The sequence below is a fragment of the Klebsiella sp. S69 genome (assembly GCF_016516145.1).
Taxonomy (GTDB): domain Bacteria; phylum Pseudomonadota; class Gammaproteobacteria; order Enterobacterales; family Enterobacteriaceae; genus Klebsiella; species Klebsiella oxytoca.
In genome coordinates this window covers 90,891-108,516 of sequence record NZ_JACVUU010000026.1, presented here as the reverse complement: position 1 = coordinate 108,516, position 17,626 = coordinate 90,891, and the positions used below count along the sequence as shown (strand labels likewise).

Sequence of the window (17,626 nt, the reverse complement as noted above, 5' to 3'; positions counted from 1 at the left end):
GTGAAGAGCCCATCCTGACGGATGGGCTTTTTGCGTTTTTGTCGTCTGAAAATACCAACAGAAACCTTCAGGTCGATAGATCATGGCTATGTACCTGAAAATTTACCTGCTCCTGGCTAAACCCCTTTTAACCACTGCATAATAAAAGCGGCTATCTGCGGAACATCGTTTAAATCTAACAGTGGAAGCGACGTCTCGACCGGCCTATCGCTGGCGATAGCAATCACATTATCGTCAAACACTAATTCTTCTGTACTATGCCCGCTGTTGTGCCGATAAAGCAGGATTTTGGGCACGGGTTCATGTTTAAAACCCTCAACCAGGACTAAATCCAACGTTGAGGCATCCATTCGGCTGACCAGCCATGCCAGATCCAGTGAAGGCTTATCTGGCGTTTCCGTCATTAATGCCCAACGCTGCGAACTGGCGACAATGGTCTGAGCCGCTCCGGCTTTACGCAGTTCATAACTGTCTTTACCCGGCTTATCCACGTCCATATCGTGATGGGTATGTTTAATTAGCCCTGGCCGTAAACCTTCTGCACGCAGTGCCGGAATCAGAGCCTTCAATAAGGTTGTTTTACCTGTACCGCTCCAGGCAGCGATGGCTAAAAGTGGGATCATGATGGCACCTGCATATGTTGCAAATCGTCGAGAGTATTAACGTTTATAAATGCTGATTTTACATCGCTAAAATCGACGCTATGACCGCCAATTTTGTGCAGAAATACCATTACTCGCCGCTCTCCTGCGGCCAGATACGTTTCCAGTTCGCCGATCACCTTGCGATTTACCAGAGCAATGGCCGGATGGTCTCGTTCACCATCGTGTACCCAAACGGCCAGGGCTGATGTTTTGTGCTGCATTAAGCGAGTCGCCAGAAATGATGGGATAAATGGCGTATCGCACGGACAAAACAGAAACCATTCGCCCTCGACCTGATGCATTACGGAAAGCATGCCGGCCAACGGCCCGGGAAAGTCGTTCAGAGAGTCGGTAATAATCGGGTAGCCGCTGCTTCGCCAGCAATCAAGATTGCGGTTAGCGCTAATCACCAGCCTGGCGACCTGAGGCTGCAGCGTATCGGCGACATGACGCCACAGGGCCTTACCATTCAGCAGCTGTAATCCTTTATCTATTCCTCCCATGCGCGTGCCTCTTCCCCCCGCCAGCACGACGCCGGTTATTACCTCACCCTGCATATCAATATCGCCTCTTTCATTGTGGGTTTGTCCCTGCTAACGTACTCCTATCAAGATTAAGGAGCATTGCTATGAAATGTAAACGCCTGAATGAAGTGATTGAACTCCTCCAGCCGGCCTGGCAGAAAGAACCTGAACTGAATTTGATGCAATTCTTGCAAAAACTAGCGAAAGAAGCGGGTTATGCTGGCGAATTGAGCGATCTTTCCGACGATATTCTGATCTACCATTTGAAAATGCGCGACTCGGCAAAAGAGGCCGTTATTCCGGGTATCCAGAAAGATTATGAAGAAGATTTTAAAACCGCCTTGCTACGCGCCCGCGGCGTGATTAAAGAGTAAAAGGTTGTAAGCGCTGCCGCGGAATCGGCAATGAGATGATATCCTGTATCATTCGTACGATTATCGGATGTCAGGATGCACGATAAGGCTTTCACTTTTCAGACGCTTCACCCGGATACCATCATTGATGGTTTATTTGATCTGGGTATGCGGGTAGATTCCGGTCTTACTCCGCTTAATAGCTATGAGAACCGAGTTTACCTGTTTCAGGACGAAGATCGTCGCCGCTATGTGGTGAAGTTCTATCGTCCTGAGCGCTGGTCTGCCGAACAAATCCTCGAAGAACACCACTTTTCGCTTCAGCTCGTTGAGGACGACGTGCCCGTTGCGGCGCCTTTGTTGTTTAACGAGAGCACGCTTCACCAACATCAGGGATTCTTTTTCGCCGTTTTCCCCAGCCTGGGTGGACGTCAGTTTGAGGCGGATAATCTCGATCAGATGGAGTGGGTTGGGCGTTATCTTGGCCGTATGCATCAAACGGGACGCAAACAGCGCTTTGTCGCTCGTCCGGAGATAGGCACCAATGAGTATCTTCTGGAGCCCCGACAGGTCTTTGAGCTCTCCCCACTGATTCCTGCTGGCCTGAAAGATGCCTTTCTCAGCGCTACCGATAAACTCATTGACGCGGTAATGGCGCAATGGCACGGACGCGCCAATATTTTACGGTTACACGGTGATTGCCATGCGGGAAACATCCTCTGGCGCGATGGCCCCTTGTTTGTTGATTTAGATGATTCACGTAACGGCCCTGCTATCCAGGATCTGTGGATGCTGTTGAACGGTGATAAACCCGAGCAGCGTATGCAGCTTGAGATGATTATTGAAGCGTATGAAGAGTTTAGCCCTTTCAATACGGATGAGATTGCTCTCATCGAGCCTTTACGTGCAATGCGGTTAGTTTATTATCTGGCGTGGTTGTTAAGGCGCTGGGAAGATCCCGCTTTCCCTAAAAATTTCCCATGGTTGACCGGGGAAGATTACTGGCGCGGGCAGACAACAACTTTTCTTGAGCAGGTAAAGGTTCTGCAAGAACCGCCTCTTCAGTTAACGCCAATGTATTAATGTGATATATCCAGGAGAGAGTTAATCATGAAAAAAATTTGGCTGGCGCTGGCTGGTATGATTCTGGCTTTTAGTGCATCCGCTGCCCAGATCACCGACGGTAAGCAGTATATTACCCTCGATAAACCCGTTGCTGGTGAGCCTCAGGTGCTCGAGTTTTTCTCGTTCTATTGCCCGCATTGCTATCAGTTTGAAGAAGTCCTTCACGTATCAGATAACGTGAAGAAAAAGCTGCCGGAAGGCGTCAAAATGACAAAATACCACGTTGAGTTCCTGGGCCCACTAGGCAAGGATCTGACTCAGGCATGGGCTGTGGCGATGGCGCTGGGCGTGGAAGATAAGATCACCGTCCCAATGTTTGAAGCGGTACAGAAAAACCAGACCGTCCAGACCGTGGCCGATATTCGTAAGGTCTTCGTTGATGCCGGCGTCAAAGGTGAAGATTATGATGCGGCCTGGAACAGCTTTGTGGTGAAATCTCTGGTGGCTCAGCAAGAGAAAGCCGCTGCTGATTTCCAGCTGCAGGGCGTGCCTGCTATGTACGTTAATGGTAAATACCAGCTTAATCCGCAGGGTATGGATACCAGCAACATGGACGCATTTGTTGCCCAGTATGCTGATACCGTTAAGCAGCTGGTTGATAAGAAATAAAAAATAAACGCCGGTCACTGACCGGCGTTTTTCTTTTCTGCGTCCCAATTCACTTCTTTGCCTGCTGCATGATTTCCGTTAGCTGCCGATCTTTCTCTTCCCAGAGCGTATTTAGCCAACGCTGAAAGCGTCGCTTAAAGTTTTTATCATTTACATAGTCGCCATGCAGCTCTTCCGCTACGGGCTCAAGATGGATTCGCACCACAATGCGCGTTAACCGACCGCACAGCATATCGTAAAACGGTCTTTGGTTATTTTCCGGGTAACACACCGTGACGTTCAACAGCTTATCAAACTGCGAGCCCAGCACGCTTAATGCCATTGCGATACCTGCCGCTTTTGGCGCTAACAGATTGTGGTATGGCGAACGGGTTAGCTGTCGCTTTTCTTCAGTAAAACGTGAACCTTCAACAAAGTTGACGATAGTGGTGGGATGCGCGCGGAATTTCTCGCAGGAGCGGCGAGTAGTTTCAACATCTCTGCCACGGCGCTCGGGATGGCGGAGTAAATAGCCTCGGGAATAACGGCGCATAAAAGGCATATCCAGCGCCCAGCAGGCCAGCCCAATAAACGGAACCCAGGCGAGCTGTTGCTTGAGGAAATATTTATTCATCGGAATCTGTTTGCGGAACAGCACGCAAAGTACCACGATATCGGCCCAGCTGTGATGGTTGCTGATAAGCAGATACCAGTTCTTTTTACTCAGACCATCAAGGCCCTGCACATCCCATTTAAGCCAGGGATTAAGGCGCAGCAGCCACGCCAGTCCTTCACACCAGCAGTACATCATGAAATTGCAAAAAACGGATATCGAGCGCCAGACCGCAGGAACGGGCACAAGAAGTTTAATCAGCCCGGCGATGATGATTGGCACGGAGCAGATGACGGTGACTATGATAGTCAGGGCGATACTCAGCGGGAGCGTTATCGCGGCGAGTAATCTCGGCATAGTTAAATTATTCAGAAAGTTAGGCTGATAAAGAACGCCTATAAACAGCGCAAGGGGCTGATTTTATCAGAAAATAGAGTAAATAACGGGTCTTACCAGAACAGAAAAATTTCTGGATCTTATATCCACATGGAACATCGAGTCGCCATGATGATAATAAAGCAGGTTGTGAGCCTATAATTGCATGATAAATATGGAATATTTTTCCGTTATATTATTTTATTAATCATTGGTCGATCAACGTTATAAAACTATTCACAAAGTTATCCACAGGTTAGGCCGCAACGCGATCCTGGGGATCGCTGAATCTTTTCGACGAATTGTGGGAAAAATTCAGGATTTAATGTCCGTCTGTGGCATCCTTTACCGATAATCTGATAAACAGGCACGGAAAATATGGTTCAGATCCCAGAAAACCCTCTCATCCTCGTTGACGGCTCTTCTTACCTTTATCGGGCATACCACGCGTTCCCCCCGCTGACGAATAGCGCAGGCGAACCGACAGGCGCCATGTATGGCGTGCTGAATATGCTGCGAAGCCTGATCCTGCAGTATCAACCGACCCATGCTGTCGTTGTGTTTGATGCCAAGGGAAAGACTTTCCGGGATGAACTGTTTGAGCACTATAAATCTCATCGTCCACCGATGCCGGACGATCTCCGTGCGCAGATCGAGCCGCTGCATGCCATGGTGAAAGCGATGGGCCTTCCGCTAATGGCCGTTCCTGGCGTGGAAGCAGACGATGTCATCGGTACCCTGGCCCGTGAAGCTGAAAAAGTAGGGCGTCCGGTGCTGATCAGCACCGGTGATAAAGATATGGCTCAGCTGGTTACGCCGGGTATTACGCTCATTAATACCATGACTAACACCATCCTTGGCCCCGACGAAGTCGTGACAAAATACGGCGTTCCACCGGAACTGATCATCGATTTTCTGGCCCTGATGGGTGACTCCTCGGATAACATTCCGGGCGTGCCTGGGGTGGGGGAGAAAACCGCGCAGGCGCTTCTGCAGGGACTGGGTGGTCTTGATACGTTATATGCTGAGCCTGAAAAAATCGCCGGATTGACTTTCCGCGGCGCGAAAACGATGGCGGCAAAGCTGGAACAGAATAAAGAGGTGGCTTACCTCTCTTATCAGCTGGCGACGATCAAAACGGACGTTGAACTGGATTTGGGCTGTGAAGATCTGCTGGTTGAACAACCTGTTGCGGATGAACTGCTGACGCTGTTTAAAAGATATGAATTTAAACGCTGGATCACTGATGTAGAGTCCGGTAAGTGGATGCAGGCAAAAGGCGCTAAGTCTGCGGCCAGGCCGCTGGCAGCGGCTGCCGACGTGGCCGAGGCAGAAGAAGAAACCGCGACAGTGCTCTCCGCTGAAAACTACGTCACCATTCTGGATGAACAAACATTGCTCACCTGGATTGAAAACCTGAAGAAAGCGCCGCTTTTTGCCTTTGATACCGAAACCGACAGCCTGGATAACGTATCCGCCAATATGGTGGGCCTCTCCTTCGCCATTGAACCTGGCGTGGCGGCCTATGTACCGGTCGCCCATGATTATCTGGACGCGCCGGATCAAATCCCTCGCGACCGCGTCCTGGAATTGCTGAAACCGTTACTGGAAGATGACAAGGTTCTGAAGGTGGGGCAAAACCTCAAATATGACCGCGGGATCCTGGCTAACTACGGCATTGAACTGCGCGGTATTGCCTTCGATACCATGCTGGAGTCCTACATTCTCGACAGCGTGGCGGGCCGTCATGATATGGATAGTCTCTCCGATCGCTGGCTGAAGCACAAAACCATTACCTTCGAAGAAATTGCGGGGAAAGGTAAAAACCAGCTCACATTTAACCAAATTGCGCTGGAAGAAGCAGGCCGCTACGCGGCGGAAGATGCGGATGTCACCCTGCAGCTGCACCTCAAAATGTGGCCTGAACTTCAGCAAAATGAAGGTCCGCTGAACGTCTTTAAAAATATTGAAATGCCGCTGGTGCCGGTGCTATCCCGCGTGGAGCGTAACGGTGTGAAGATTGATCCGGCCGTGCTGCATGCGCATTCTCAGGAGATAGCCAAGCGCCTGATTGAACTGGAGAAGAAGGCGTACGATATTGCGGGTGAAGAGTTTAACCTCTCGTCGCCGAAGCAGCTGCAAACGATCTTGTTTGAAAAACAAGGCATTAAGCCGCTGAAGAAAACCCCTGGCGGTGCGCCTTCTACCTCGGAAGAGGTGCTGGAAGAGCTGGCGCTGGACTATCCGCTGCCGAAAGTTATCCTCGAATATCGTGGACTGGCAAAACTTAAATCCACCTATACCGATAAGCTGCCGCTGATGATCAGCCCGAAAACGGGGCGGGTTCATACTTCCTATCACCAGGCGGTGACCGCTACGGGGCGTTTGTCGTCTACCGACCCGAACCTGCAGAATATTCCGGTACGCAACGAAGAAGGGCGACGTATCCGCCAGGCGTTTATTGCACCGGAAGATTATCTCATTGTCTCGGCCGACTACTCGCAAATTGAACTGCGCATCATGGCGCATCTCTCCCGCGATAAGGGTCTGCTGACCGCATTTGCGGAAGGCAAAGATATCCACCGGGCGACGGCGGCTGAGGTCTTTGGTTTGCCGCTGGAGAGCGTTAGCAGCGAGCAGCGCCGTAGCGCGAAGGCGATCAACTTTGGTCTGATTTACGGCATGAGTGCATTCGGTCTTGCGCGACAGCTGAATATCCCACGCAAAGAAGCGCAAAAGTATATGGATCTCTACTTTGAGCGCTATCCGGGCGTTCTGGAGTATATGGAGCGTACTCGCACCCAGGCCAAAGAGCAGGGGTATGTTGAAACGCTGGATGGTCGTCGTCTCTATCTGCCGGACATCAAATCCAGCAATGGCGCGCGTCGCGCTGGCGCCGAACGTGCGGCGATCAATGCGCCAATGCAGGGTACCGCGGCCGATATCATTAAACGTGCAATGATCGCGGTAGACGGCTGGCTGCTAAGCGAAAAACCTCGCGTGCGGATGATCATGCAGGTGCACGATGAACTGGTCTTTGAAGTGCATAAGGACGATCTTGAAGCGGTCGCGAAAAAGATCCACGAACTGATGGAGAGCAGTACGACGCTGGCGGTTCCGCTGCTGGTGGAAGTCGGTAGTGGAGAAAACTGGGATCAAGCGCACTAAGTATTCGTCGGGTAAGGTCATTTTTTGTAAGTGAGTAACATAATTTATCGTGTTTTGTGATGATCATTTGAATTTGCTATGTAAAGAGTGAAAAAAAACTACAAAAAATGCTTTATCCGTAACCGAAAGAAGAGTAGAGTTAAAGACGTAGGGTACAGAGGTAAGATGTTCTATCTTTCAGACCTTTTACTTCACGTAATCGGATTTGGCTGAATATTTTAGCCGCCCCGGTCATTTATGACCGGGGCGTTTTTTATTGCGCGAAAGAAAATTTTACGCATCGATGCATGCAAAGGCGGGGAGCCCGGATAAGGCTTCACGCGCCGCTATCCGGGTTTTTTGCGAACTTATTCGCCGTCTTCGGGTTCTTCCTGCGGTGGGATATCGTTATACCAGCTATCCAGCTTCTGACGCAGTTTATCCACACCTTGCTTCTTCAGGGAAGAAAACGCTTCTACCTGCACATCTCCGTTAAAGGCGATGACCGCTTCGCGAACCATATTGATCTGCGCTTTCCGCGCACCGCTGGCGAGCTTATCGGCTTTAGTCAGCAGTACCAGCACCGGGATATCGCTTTCGACGGCCCACTGGATCATCTGTTGATCGAGATCTTTAAGCGGATGACGAATATCCATCAGCACCACCAGCCCTTTCAGACAGAGGCGTTTCTCAAGATATTCACCCAGCGCGCGCTGCCACTTGATCTTCATCTCTTCCGGAACCTGGGCGTAACCATAGCCCGGCAGGTCGACAAGGCGTTTGCCCTCAGCGACTTCAAACAGGTTAATCAGCTGCGTACGCCCGGGCGTCTTCGACGTGCGCGCCAGGCTTTTTTGGTTAGTCAGCGTATTCAGAGCGCTGGATTTCCCGGCGTTAGAGCGGCCAGCAAATGCCACTTCAATACCGGTATCGGCAGGAAGATGGCGGATATCTGGCGCACTAGTGACAAAATGCGTCAGTTGATAATTCCAGTTGGTCAAGACGGTCGTCTCCGTTAAATCAGGCTATGGCGGGGATTATACCTGAACAACAGAAAAAGACTGTTTTTACCGCATCTCATTGATGTAAGTTAAAACCATACTCTTTGTGAGACATCGGCTATTGGTTATATGAGATATGAGTGAGAAAAATCCGAGCGTAAATAACACAAAAGCTTATAAATCATAATATTAAGCCGAAAGAAAATTCTGAAATTAGATTTTTTTCTGTACAGTCAGTTGTAGGTTTTCCTCAAACCAGTAAAGTAGTGACCAAGGGCGAGGATGCTAACAGGATGATGACTCAGGATGAGGGGTCAGGAAGCGCCAGGAGGCGAGGACTACGGATTGTCAGGATGACAAACGTCTGGAAGACGTTTTAAAGGGAAATGGAAGTAACAGGGACCGTTGGTAGCTGAAGGAAAGACAGGGTGTGTCGTTAGCTAACATGGAAAGTAGAAGCCCTTTAAGGGTTGTCAGTACGGAAAAAGGCGACAGAGTAATCTGTCGCCTTTTTTCTTTGCTTGCTTTCTGCTAGATTCCGCCTCAATTCTATACTGAAGAAAATGGCCTGAAGATTACCCAACATGAAAAAACCGACATCCGTACCTCGTGGCAAAAAAAATCGCAAAACGCGTGAAGAATTGAACCAGGAAGCTCGCGAGCGTAAGCATCAGAAGAAGCATCGCGGCCATGCGGCAGGCAGTCGTGCGACTGGTGGCGACACCGCTTCAGCAGCCAAAAAACAAGGTCAGCAGCAAGATCCCCGAATTGGCAGTAAAAAAACCATCCCGCTGGGCGTAACTGAAAGCGCTCCGGCGATTAAGCAGCATAAACCAAAGAGCGAGAAACCTATGCTTTCACCGCAGGCTGAGCTGGATTTGCTGGAGAACGATGAGCGCCTGGATGCGCTGCTGGAACGCCTTGAAGAGGGCGGCACCCTGAATGCTGAAGAGCAAACCTGGGTTGATGCCAAACTGGATCGCATTGATGAGCTGATGCAGCAGCTGGGCCTCTCCTATGATGATGACGAAGATGAAGAAGAGGAAGAGCGCAAAGAAGATATGATGCGCCTGCTGAAGGGTGGAAACTAACGTTTGCATCCCATCGGATTCCCGGTCCTGCTTATAACCCTTCTGGTTATATGTTATCTGCTGTGGTTATTCGTTAAACTACGACGGTTGTCGCGGCGTCAGAAATGGCTGCGCAACCGGCTCATTACCCGAGGTGCGGTTGGGCCGGGGCGGCGTACCCGCCGACGGCACCATCGGAAGGAGTGAGCATGTCTGTGCAGTTAATCGACTGGGATCTGGCCCTGATCCAGAAATATAATTATTCCGGGCCGCGTTATACTTCGTATCCCACCGCGCTGGAGTTTTCTCCAGAATTTGGCGCTGCTGAATTTGATGCGGCGGTTGTCCGCTATCCGCAGCGTCCTCTATCGCTATACGTGCATATCCCGTTTTGCCATAAACTCTGCTATTTCTGCGGCTGCAACAAAATCGTCACCCGCCAGCAGCATAAGGCTGACCAGTATCTGGATGTGCTTGAGCAGGAGATTATTCATCGCGCTCCGCTTTTTGCTGGCCGCAAGGTTAATCAGCTGCACTGGGGCGGCGGTACGCCGACGTATCTGAACAAAGCGCAAATTAGCCGCCTGATGGGGTTGCTGCGTACGCATTTCGATTTTAACGCGGATGCAGAGATTTCCATTGAAGTCGATCCGCGTGAAATTGAGCTTGATGTCCTGGATCATTTACGCGCCGAAGGCTTTAACCGCCTGAGCATGGGCGTGCAGGACTTCAACAAAGAAGTGCAGCGTCTGGTGAACCGCGAGCAGGATGAAGCATTTATCTTCGCGCTCCTTAATCACGCGCGTGATATCGGCTTTACCTCAACCAATATCGACCTGATTTACGGTCTGCCGAAGCAAACGCCGCAGAGCTTCGCTTATACGCTACAGAAAGTGGCGGAGCTTAATCCCGATCGTCTGAGCGTATTTAACTATGCGCATCTGCCCACGCTGTTTGCTGCACAGCGCAAAATCAAAGATGCCGATTTGCCCTCAGCTGAACAAAAGCTGGATATTCTTCAGGAGACGATTGCTTCGTTAACCTCTGCGGGATATCAGTTTATCGGCATGGACCACTTTGCCCGCCCTGATGATGAGCTGGCGATAGCCCAACGGGAAGGTATTCTGCATCGCAACTTCCAGGGATATACCACCCAGGGAGACACCGACCTGCTGGGGATGGGCGTGTCGGCGATCAGTATGATTGGCGATTGCTATGCGCAGAACCAGAAAGAGTTGAAACAGTATTATCAACAGGTCGATGAAACCGGGACGGCGCTGTGGCGCGGTATTGCGTTGACGCGCGATGACTGCATTCGTCGTGATGTCATTAAGGCGCTGATTTGTAACTTCCGTCTCGACTTTGCGGCGGTAGAGAAACAGTGGGCGCTCATCTACGATGACTACTTTGCCGAAGATATGAAATTGTTGGCGCCGCTGGCTAAAGACGGGCTGGTGGATGTGGATGAGAAGGGCATTCAGGTTACGCCGAAAGGCCGGCTGCTGATTCGCAATATCTGTATGTGCTTTGATGCTTACCTGCGGCAGAAAGCGCGGATGCAGCAGTTTTCTCGCGTGATATAAGCTATATCCCCTCTCCTTACCGGAGAGGGGATATTATCAGTTAAACAGCCCAACCATCGCCGCGCACAGGACGGCAGCTACCGCCGTCTGCGGCGTATGACCCGCTGCAACTCCGCTCGATATAATATTAATGAGTGATTCAAGCATGATTACCCCCGTCTTTCCGGGCAAGATCATACTCAACGCATAGCAACAGTAAAGTACAAAATAGCAGCAGTTTGCGCTGGATGACTATTTTTTACGCGCCGCCGCGCTGCTACTCCATTCCCAACTCTTTTAACTTACGCGTCAGAGTGTTACGGCCCCACCCTAGCAGCCGCGCCGCCTCTTGTTTATGCCCCTGAGTATGGCGTAACGCGGTGGTCAGCAGCGTACGCTCCATCTCCGGCTGCGCTTCTGAGAGCAGGTTTTGATGACCGGAGCGCAGCGCGCGATCGGCCCATTGCCCCAGCAGCGTCGCCCAGCTATCCGGCAGCATTTGCGTCGGATTATCCGGTATCGCGGTTTCAAACAGCTCACTGGGGAGATCCTGCGTCAGAACTTCCTGACCCGCGGCCATCACCGTCAGCCAGCGGCAAGTGTTTTCCAGCTGACGAACGTTGCCCGGCCACGCCAGCCGGGTTAACGCCATCTCCGTCTCCGGATGCAGCTGTTTGGCCTCCACGCCCAGTTCACGAGCGGCAATTTGCAGGAAATGCCTCGCCAGGCGAGGAATATCTTCCCGACGCTCGCGCAGCGGCGGCAGATGGACGCGAATCACGTTCAGGCGATGGAACAAATCCTCACGGAATTTCCCCTCCTGGACGCGCAGCTCAAGGTTCTGGTGGGTGGCGGCAATAATACGCACATCCACTTTCACCGGCGCATAGCCGCCCACGCGGTAAAACTGACCATCGGCCAGGACGCGCAGCAGACGGGTCTGGACGTCCAGCGGCATATCGCCAATCTCGTCAAGGAACAGCGTACCGCCGTCTGCCTGCTCAAAACGTCCCTGACGCACGGTATTGGCGCCGGTAAAAGCGCCTTTCTCGTGGCCAAAGAGCTCTGACTCAATCAAGTCTTTAGGGATTGCCGCCATATTCAGCGCAATAAACGGCGCCTTGGCGCGCGGGCTGTGGCGATGCAGAGCATGGGCAACCAACTCTTTGCCGGTACCGGATTCGCCGTTGATCAGCACGCTGATAGAAGAGCGCGACAGGCGGCCGATAATGCGAAAGACGTCCTGCATTGCCGGCGCTTCGCCGATGATATCGGCCGTTGGGCTATTAATCGGCGCATTACGCGGCTGTTGTTGCTCCTGGTAATGGCTAATTGCCCGGTCAACCAGCGCTACCGCTTCATCAATATCAAACGGTTTCGGCAGATAATCAAAGGCGCCTTGCTGATAGGCGCTTACCGCCGCATCAAGATCCGAATGCGCCGTCATTATGATGACCGGTAGCATTGGATGGCGCTGTTTAATTTGCTTTAACAGCGCCAGCCCATCCATTCCCGGCATGCGGATATCAGACAGCAGCACATCCGGGGTTTTGGTCGTGAGGGCATCAAGCACCTCGTTACCGCTCTCAAACGTTGTACAACTCAAGCCTGCCCCGGTGAGCGCGCGTTCAAGCACCCAACGGATGGAGCTATCGTCGTCAACGATCCATGCTATCCCTCGTTGCATAAACACCTCTACTTCCGAATAGGCAGGTACACCGAGAATTCGGTATGCCCTGGCCAACTGGTAAATTCAATTTTCCCGGAGTGCTGATCGATAAGGCTGCGGGCAATAGACAGACCGAGTCCGGTACCGCCTTCGCGCCCGCTCACCATCGGATAAAACAGCGTGTCCTGTAAATGAGACGGTATTCCCGGGCCGTTATCTTCAACGTCAATGCGCGCAGCGAGGCGGTAGCGTACGCCGTGTAAGGTTAACTGGAAGGCCGTGCGGGTGCGCAGAGTGATCTCGCCGCCCTCGGGTCCCAGCGCCTGCAGCGCATTACGGACGATATTCAGCAACACCTGTTCGATTTGGTCAGGGTCATGCGGGAGTTCCGGCAGGCTGGGGTCGTAATCGCGAACCAGTTTGACGTTATCCGGCAGCTCCATCGACACCAGCTTCACTACCCGCTCAGCGACCTTATGGATGCTTTCCGTCACGTGCATCCCGGGATGCTGCGGCCCCAGCAGACGGTCGACCAGATTTCTTAACCGATCGGCCTGTTCAATAATGACTTTGGTATATTCCATTAACGCAGGATCGGGCAGCGCTTTGCTCAGCAGCTGTGCCGCTCCGCGCAAACCGCCCAGCGGGTTTTTAATCTCATGGGCCAGACCACGCACTAAGTCGCGTGCGGCAATCTGCTGTGCGTGCTGCAGCTGCTCCTGGCTCAGACGACGCTGATTATCCATCGGCGCCATTTCCAGCAGAATATAGCCTTCCGGCAGGCGCTGCGCCGTCAGGGAAAGGATATGCGAGCGGCTATCAATGACCAGCGTCACTTCGTTATCGGTAAAACCCTGCCCCGCAGCGAGGCTCTCCTGCATGAGGCCGATATTCAGCGAGAAATAGCTCAACAGTTCCGGCAGCGGCGTGCCGAATAGCTTACGAGAACTTTGCGCCAGCAGCTGCTGCGCCGCCGGGTTCGCGTAATGAACCGCCAGGTCATCATCGACCAGTAAGATACTGTTGATTAAAGAGTTAAGGATCTGCCCAGCATCGGGCAGTGTGCCTGTTGCCATTCGACAGTCTCCAGAAAAAGAGTGCACCATTTTAGTGCAGTATAGCTTTTTATGAATAAAAAGCTCACGAGATCAGCGTGTTGGTGGAGAAAAAAGCCCATCCTGAGATGGGCTGAAAGTTTCCACGGCAACAAAACATCCCTGGTACCCCGCGCCACAACACGAAGCACCATGGATTTACAGCAAAATCAGACGCTGTAGTACAGCTCGAATTCAACCGGGTGCGGAGTCATACGGATGCGGTCGTTTTCTTCCATACGCAGGGCGATGTAAGCATCGATAGCGTCGTTGGTGAATACGCCGCCGGCGGTCAGGAATTCACGGTCTGCGTCCAGCGCGTTCAGTGCTTCTTCCAGAGAGCCTGCAACCTGTGGGATCTCTTTCGCTTCTTCCGGCGGCAGATCGTACAGGTTTTTATCCATGGCTTCGCCCGGATGGATTTTGTTCTTGATACCGTCAAGGCCAGCCATCAGCAGCGCGGCGAAGCACAGGTACGGGTTAGCCGCCGGGTCCGGGAAGCGCACTTCGATACGGCGCGCTTTCGGAGAGGTGACAACCGGAATACGGATAGACGCGGAACGGTTACGGGCAGAGTAAGCCAGCATTACCGGCGCTTCGTAGCCCGGGACCAGACGCTTGTAGGAGTTGGTGGTCGGGTTAGCCAGGGCGTTAATCGCTTTAGCGTGTTTAATTACGCCGCCGATGTAGTACAGCGCTTGTTCAGACAGGCCCGCGTATTTGTCGCCGGAGAACAGGTTTACGCCGTTCTTGGACAGGGACATGTGGCAGTGCATACCGGAACCGTTATCGCCAAACATCGGTTTTGGCATGAAGGTCGCGGTTTTGCCGAAACGGTGTGCGACGTTGTGCACAACGTATTTGTAAATCTGAATTTCATCCGCTTTTTTGGTCATGGTGTTAAAGCGGGTGGCGATTTCGTTCTGACCGGCAGTCGCCACTTCGTGGTGGTGAGCTTCAACAACCAGGCCCATCTCTTCCATGATCATACACATGGTGGAGCGGATATCCTGAGAGGAGTCTACCGGCGGAACCGGGAAGTAACCGCCTTTCACGCCCGGACGGTGGCCTTTGTTGCCGCCTTCGTATTTGGTGGAGGAGTTCCATGCGCCTTCGATATCATCGATAGCGACGTGGGAACCGGAAATGGACGCACCAAAACGGATGTCATCGAACAGGAAGAATTCTGGTTCTGGCCCGAACAGTACGGTGTCAGCCAGGCCGGTAGAGCGCAGATACTCTTCAGCGCGCTTAGCAATGGAACGCGGGTCGCGGTCATAGCCCTGCAGAGTGCCGGGTTCCAGGATGTCGCAGCGGATGATCAGAGTCGGTTCTTCATAGAACGGGTCGATCAGCGCGGTGGTTGCATCCGGCATCAGAACCATGTCGGATTCGTTAATACCTTTCCAACCGCCAATCGAGGAGCCATCAAACATTTTGCCTTCTTCGAAGAATTCGGCATTTACCTGATGAGAAGGAATAGTTACGTGCTGTTCTTTACCTTTGGTATCGGTGAAGCGCAGATCGACAAACTTCACTTCATGCTCGTTCAGCATCGTCAAAACGTGTTCAGCGGACATACTTAAACTCTCCCGGATTGGTCTGTGTCGTCGTGGAAACGAAAACTTTTTTGCTACTAAAAGTGGCGTTGTTGCCTTAAAAAATACAAAGCGAAATCTGTGCCAACTTTTAAATTGCCCCCAAAAGGCGTTATCATGCACGTCATCGTGCAAAAGGGCTGCACCAAAATGAATGCATTGCACCAATATAGTGCATTTGTGTGAACGTTGGGCACTTATTTGGTGCAATTGGACTCGAATAACCCTTTTAATGCTCCGTGAAAGCGATCACAAAGAATCTCTGCAATACTTGTTTGCGGAGGATGTTTGTGATCCTGTTTTGTACTGCGATTAATCCGTGTACAATAACGCGCTATTTCTAATGCCTGAGGCAAAGTTGTGATCGAAAATCTGCGTAATATCGCCATCATCGCGCACGTTGACCATGGTAAAACTACCCTGGTTGATAAGCTGCTACAGCAATCTGGTACGTTCGACGCGCGTACTGAAGCACAAGAACGAGTGATGGACTCCAACGATTTGGAGAAAGAGCGTGGGATTACCATCCTCGCTAAAAACACTGCTATCAAATGGAATGATTACCGTATCAACATCGTTGATACCCCTGGGCACGCCGACTTCGGTGGTGAAGTTGAACGTGTCATGTCCATGGTAGATTCTGTGCTGCTGGTGGTTGATGCCTTTGATGGTCCGATGCCGCAGACGCGCTTCGTCACCAAGAAAGCTTTTGCCCACGGTCTGAAGCCGATTGTTGTTATCAACAAAGTTGACCGTCCTGGCGCGCGCCCTGACTGGGTTGTCGATCAGGTATTCGACCTGTTCGTTAACCTTGATGCTACCGACGAACAGCTGGACTTCCCTATCGTTTACGCTTCCGCGCTGAACGGTATTGCGGGTCTGGATCACGAAGATATGGCTGAGGATATGACTCCGCTGTATCAGACTATCGTCGATCGCGTACCGGCACCGAACGTTGACCTTGATGGCCCGCTGCAGATGCAAATCTCCCAGCTGGACTACAACAACTACGTTGGCGTCATCGGCATCGGCCGCATCAAGCGCGGTAAAGTGAAGCCGAACCAGCAGGTCACTATCGTTGATAGCGAAGGCAAAACCCGTAATGGTAAAGTCGGTAAAGTTCTGACCCACCTGGGTCTGGAGCGTATCGAGAGCGACATCGCTGAAGCGGGCGATATCATCGCGATCACCGGTCTGGGCGAGCTGAACATCTCTGACACCATCTGCGATACGCAGAATGTTGAAGCGCTGCCGGCGCTGTCTGTCGATGAGCCGACCGTTTCCATGTTCTTCTGCGTTAACACCTCTCCGTTCTGCGGTAAAGAAGGTAAGTACGTTACCTCTCGTCAGATCCTTGACCGCCTGAATAAAGAGCTGGTGCACAACGTGGCGCTGCGCGTTGAAGAAACTCCGGATGCAGACGCATTCCGCGTTTCTGGCCGTGGTGAACTGCACCTGTCCGTTCTTATCGAAAACATGCGTCGTGAAGGTTTCGAAATGGCGGTTTCCCGTCCGAAAGTTATCTTCCGCGAAATCGACGGCCGTAAGCAAGAGCCGTTCGAGAACGTGACGCTGGACGTCGAAGAGCAGCACCAGGGGTCTGTTATGCAGGCGCTGGGTGAGCGTAAAGGCGACCTGAAAAACATGAATCCTGATGGCAAAGGCCGCGTACGTCTCGACTACGTGATCCCAAGCCGTGGTCTGATCGGCTTCCGTTCAGAATTCATGACCATGACCTCCGGTACCGGTCTGCTGTACTCCACCTTCAGCCACTACGATGACGTTCGTGCGGGTGATGTGGGTCAGCGTCAGAACGGCGTTCTGATCTCCAACGGTCAGGGTAAAGCGGTGGCGTTTGCGCTGTTCAGCCTGCAGGATCGCGGTAAGCTGTTCCTGGGCCACGGCGCAGAAGTTTACGAAGGCCAGATCATCGGTATTCACAGCCGTTCTAACGACCTGACGGTAAACTGCCTGACTGGTAAGAAACTGACCAACATGCGTGCGTCCGGTACTGACGAAGCAACGGTTCTGGTTCCACCGGTTAAGATGACCCTGGAGCAGGCTCTGGAGTTCATCGATGACGACGAACTGGTTGAAGTTACCCCGACTTCCGTTCGTATCCGTAAACGTCATCTGACCGAGAACGACCGTAAACGCGCAATGCGCGGCGCGAAAGAAGAGTAATTAACGCTTCTTTTCGCTATCTGAACCCTGCCTCAATGGCAGGGTTTCTTTTTTGTACAAAGCCCTGCCACCCATAGTC

At 52.0% G+C, this 17,626-nt stretch carries 15 protein-coding genes; 7 read left to right on the top strand and 8 right to left on the bottom strand.

Annotated elements, in window-relative coordinates; genetic code table 11:
- Positions 1-116: 116 nt before the first annotated feature.
- The gene (gene mobB / locus IAE27_RS23380) at positions 117-623 is read right to left on the bottom strand and encodes a molybdopterin-guanine dinucleotide biosynthesis protein MobB (protein ID WP_004107330.1); all 507 of its coding nucleotides are present in this window, start codon (positions 621-623) and stop codon (positions 117-119) included.
- Positions 620-1,201 carry a molybdenum cofactor guanylyltransferase MobA gene (gene mobA / locus IAE27_RS23375; protein ID WP_004116769.1) on the bottom strand — a complete coding sequence of 194 codons (582 nt, stop codon included), beginning with the start codon at positions 1,199-1,201 and terminating at the stop codon, positions 620-622. Before mobA ends, mobB begins: the two co-directional genes overlap by 4 nt.
- A gap of 71 nt (positions 1,202-1,272) precedes the next feature.
- On the opposite strand from mobA, the gene IAE27_RS23370 reads away from it, so the two are divergent.
- The 3 genes from IAE27_RS23370 to dsbA all read left to right on the top strand — a co-directional run bounded on the left by IAE27_RS23370 (position 1,273) and on the right by dsbA (position 3,255).
- Positions 1,273-1,542: a YihD family protein gene (locus IAE27_RS23370; protein ID WP_004107333.1), complete on the top strand. Its 270-nt coding sequence runs from the start codon at positions 1,273-1,275 to the stop codon at positions 1,540-1,542.
- A 75-nt stretch (positions 1,543-1,617) separates the two neighbouring features.
- Positions 1,618-2,604 carry a serine/threonine protein kinase gene (locus IAE27_RS23365; RefSeq protein ID WP_070555374.1) on the top strand — a complete coding sequence of 329 codons (987 nt, stop codon included), beginning with the start codon at positions 1,618-1,620 and terminating at the stop codon, positions 2,602-2,604.
- 27 nt (positions 2,605-2,631) lie between these two features.
- On the top strand, positions 2,632-3,255 hold the full coding sequence (gene dsbA / locus IAE27_RS23360) for a thiol:disulfide interchange protein DsbA (protein ID WP_004107338.1): 624 nt from the start codon (positions 2,632-2,634) through the stop codon (positions 3,253-3,255).
- A gap of 49 nt (positions 3,256-3,304) precedes the next feature.
- On the opposite strand, the gene IAE27_RS23355 is transcribed toward dsbA, so the two are convergent.
- Positions 3,305-4,204: an acyltransferase gene (locus IAE27_RS23355; protein ID WP_070555371.1), complete on the bottom strand. Its 900-nt coding sequence runs from the start codon at positions 4,202-4,204 to the stop codon at positions 3,305-3,307.
- A gap of 396 nt (positions 4,205-4,600) precedes the next feature.
- Here IAE27_RS23355 and polA point away from each other — a divergent pair, with 396 nt between their 5' ends.
- Positions 4,601-7,390 carry a DNA polymerase I gene (gene polA, locus IAE27_RS23350; protein WP_070555368.1) on the top strand — a complete coding sequence of 930 codons (2,790 nt, stop codon included), beginning with the start codon at positions 4,601-4,603 and terminating at the stop codon, positions 7,388-7,390.
- A gap of 347 nt (positions 7,391-7,737) precedes the next feature.
- On the opposite strand, the gene yihA is transcribed toward polA, so the two are convergent.
- Positions 7,738-8,370: a ribosome biogenesis GTP-binding protein YihA/YsxC gene (gene yihA, locus IAE27_RS23345; RefSeq protein ID WP_004107344.1), complete on the bottom strand. Its 633-nt coding sequence runs from the start codon at positions 8,368-8,370 to the stop codon at positions 7,738-7,740.
- Positions 8,371-8,954: 584 nt separating this feature from the next.
- Between yihA and yihI the strand changes: the two genes are divergently transcribed.
- Together yihI and hemN are read left to right on the top strand one after the other, a co-directional pair.
- On the top strand, positions 8,955-9,461 hold the full coding sequence (gene yihI, locus IAE27_RS23340; RefSeq protein WP_154022709.1) for a Der GTPase-activating protein YihI: 507 nt from the start codon (positions 8,955-8,957) through the stop codon (positions 9,459-9,461).
- A gap of 188 nt (positions 9,462-9,649) precedes the next feature.
- Positions 9,650-11,023 (top strand): oxygen-independent coproporphyrinogen III oxidase, encoded by a 1,374-nt coding sequence (gene hemN, locus IAE27_RS23335; protein ID WP_070555364.1) that lies wholly within the window; start codon positions 9,650-9,652, stop codon positions 11,021-11,023.
- Between the two features lie 36 nt (positions 11,024-11,059).
- Here the strand turns inward: hemN and IAE27_RS23330 are convergent, their stop codons facing one another.
- The 4 genes from IAE27_RS23330 to glnA all read right to left on the bottom strand — a co-directional run bounded on the left by IAE27_RS23330 (position 11,060) and on the right by glnA (position 15,345).
- Positions 11,060-11,170: a YshB family small membrane protein gene (locus IAE27_RS23330; RefSeq protein WP_016809591.1), complete on the bottom strand. Its 111-nt coding sequence runs from the start codon at positions 11,168-11,170 to the stop codon at positions 11,060-11,062.
- Positions 11,171-11,279: 109 nt separating this feature from the next.
- Positions 11,280-12,689, bottom strand: a complete 1,410-nt coding sequence (gene glnG / locus IAE27_RS23325) for a nitrogen regulation protein NR(I) (protein WP_004107350.1) — start codon at positions 12,687-12,689, stop codon at positions 11,280-11,282.
- A gap of 8 nt (positions 12,690-12,697) precedes the next feature.
- On the bottom strand, positions 12,698-13,747 hold the full coding sequence (gene glnL, locus IAE27_RS23320; protein ID WP_004107353.1) for a nitrogen regulation protein NR(II): 1,050 nt from the start codon (positions 13,745-13,747) through the stop codon (positions 12,698-12,700).
- 188 nt (positions 13,748-13,935) lie between these two features.
- The gene (glnA, locus tag IAE27_RS23315; protein ID WP_004107355.1) at positions 13,936-15,345 is read right to left on the bottom strand and encodes a glutamate--ammonia ligase; all 1,410 of its coding nucleotides are present in this window, start codon (positions 15,343-15,345) and stop codon (positions 13,936-13,938) included.
- 378 nt (positions 15,346-15,723) lie between these two features.
- Here glnA and typA point away from each other — a divergent pair, with 378 nt between their 5' ends.
- Positions 15,724-17,547, top strand: a complete 1,824-nt coding sequence (typA, locus tag IAE27_RS23310) for a ribosome-dependent GTPase TypA (protein WP_004107356.1) — start codon at positions 15,724-15,726, stop codon at positions 17,545-17,547.
- Positions 17,548-17,626 lie beyond the last annotated feature (79 nt).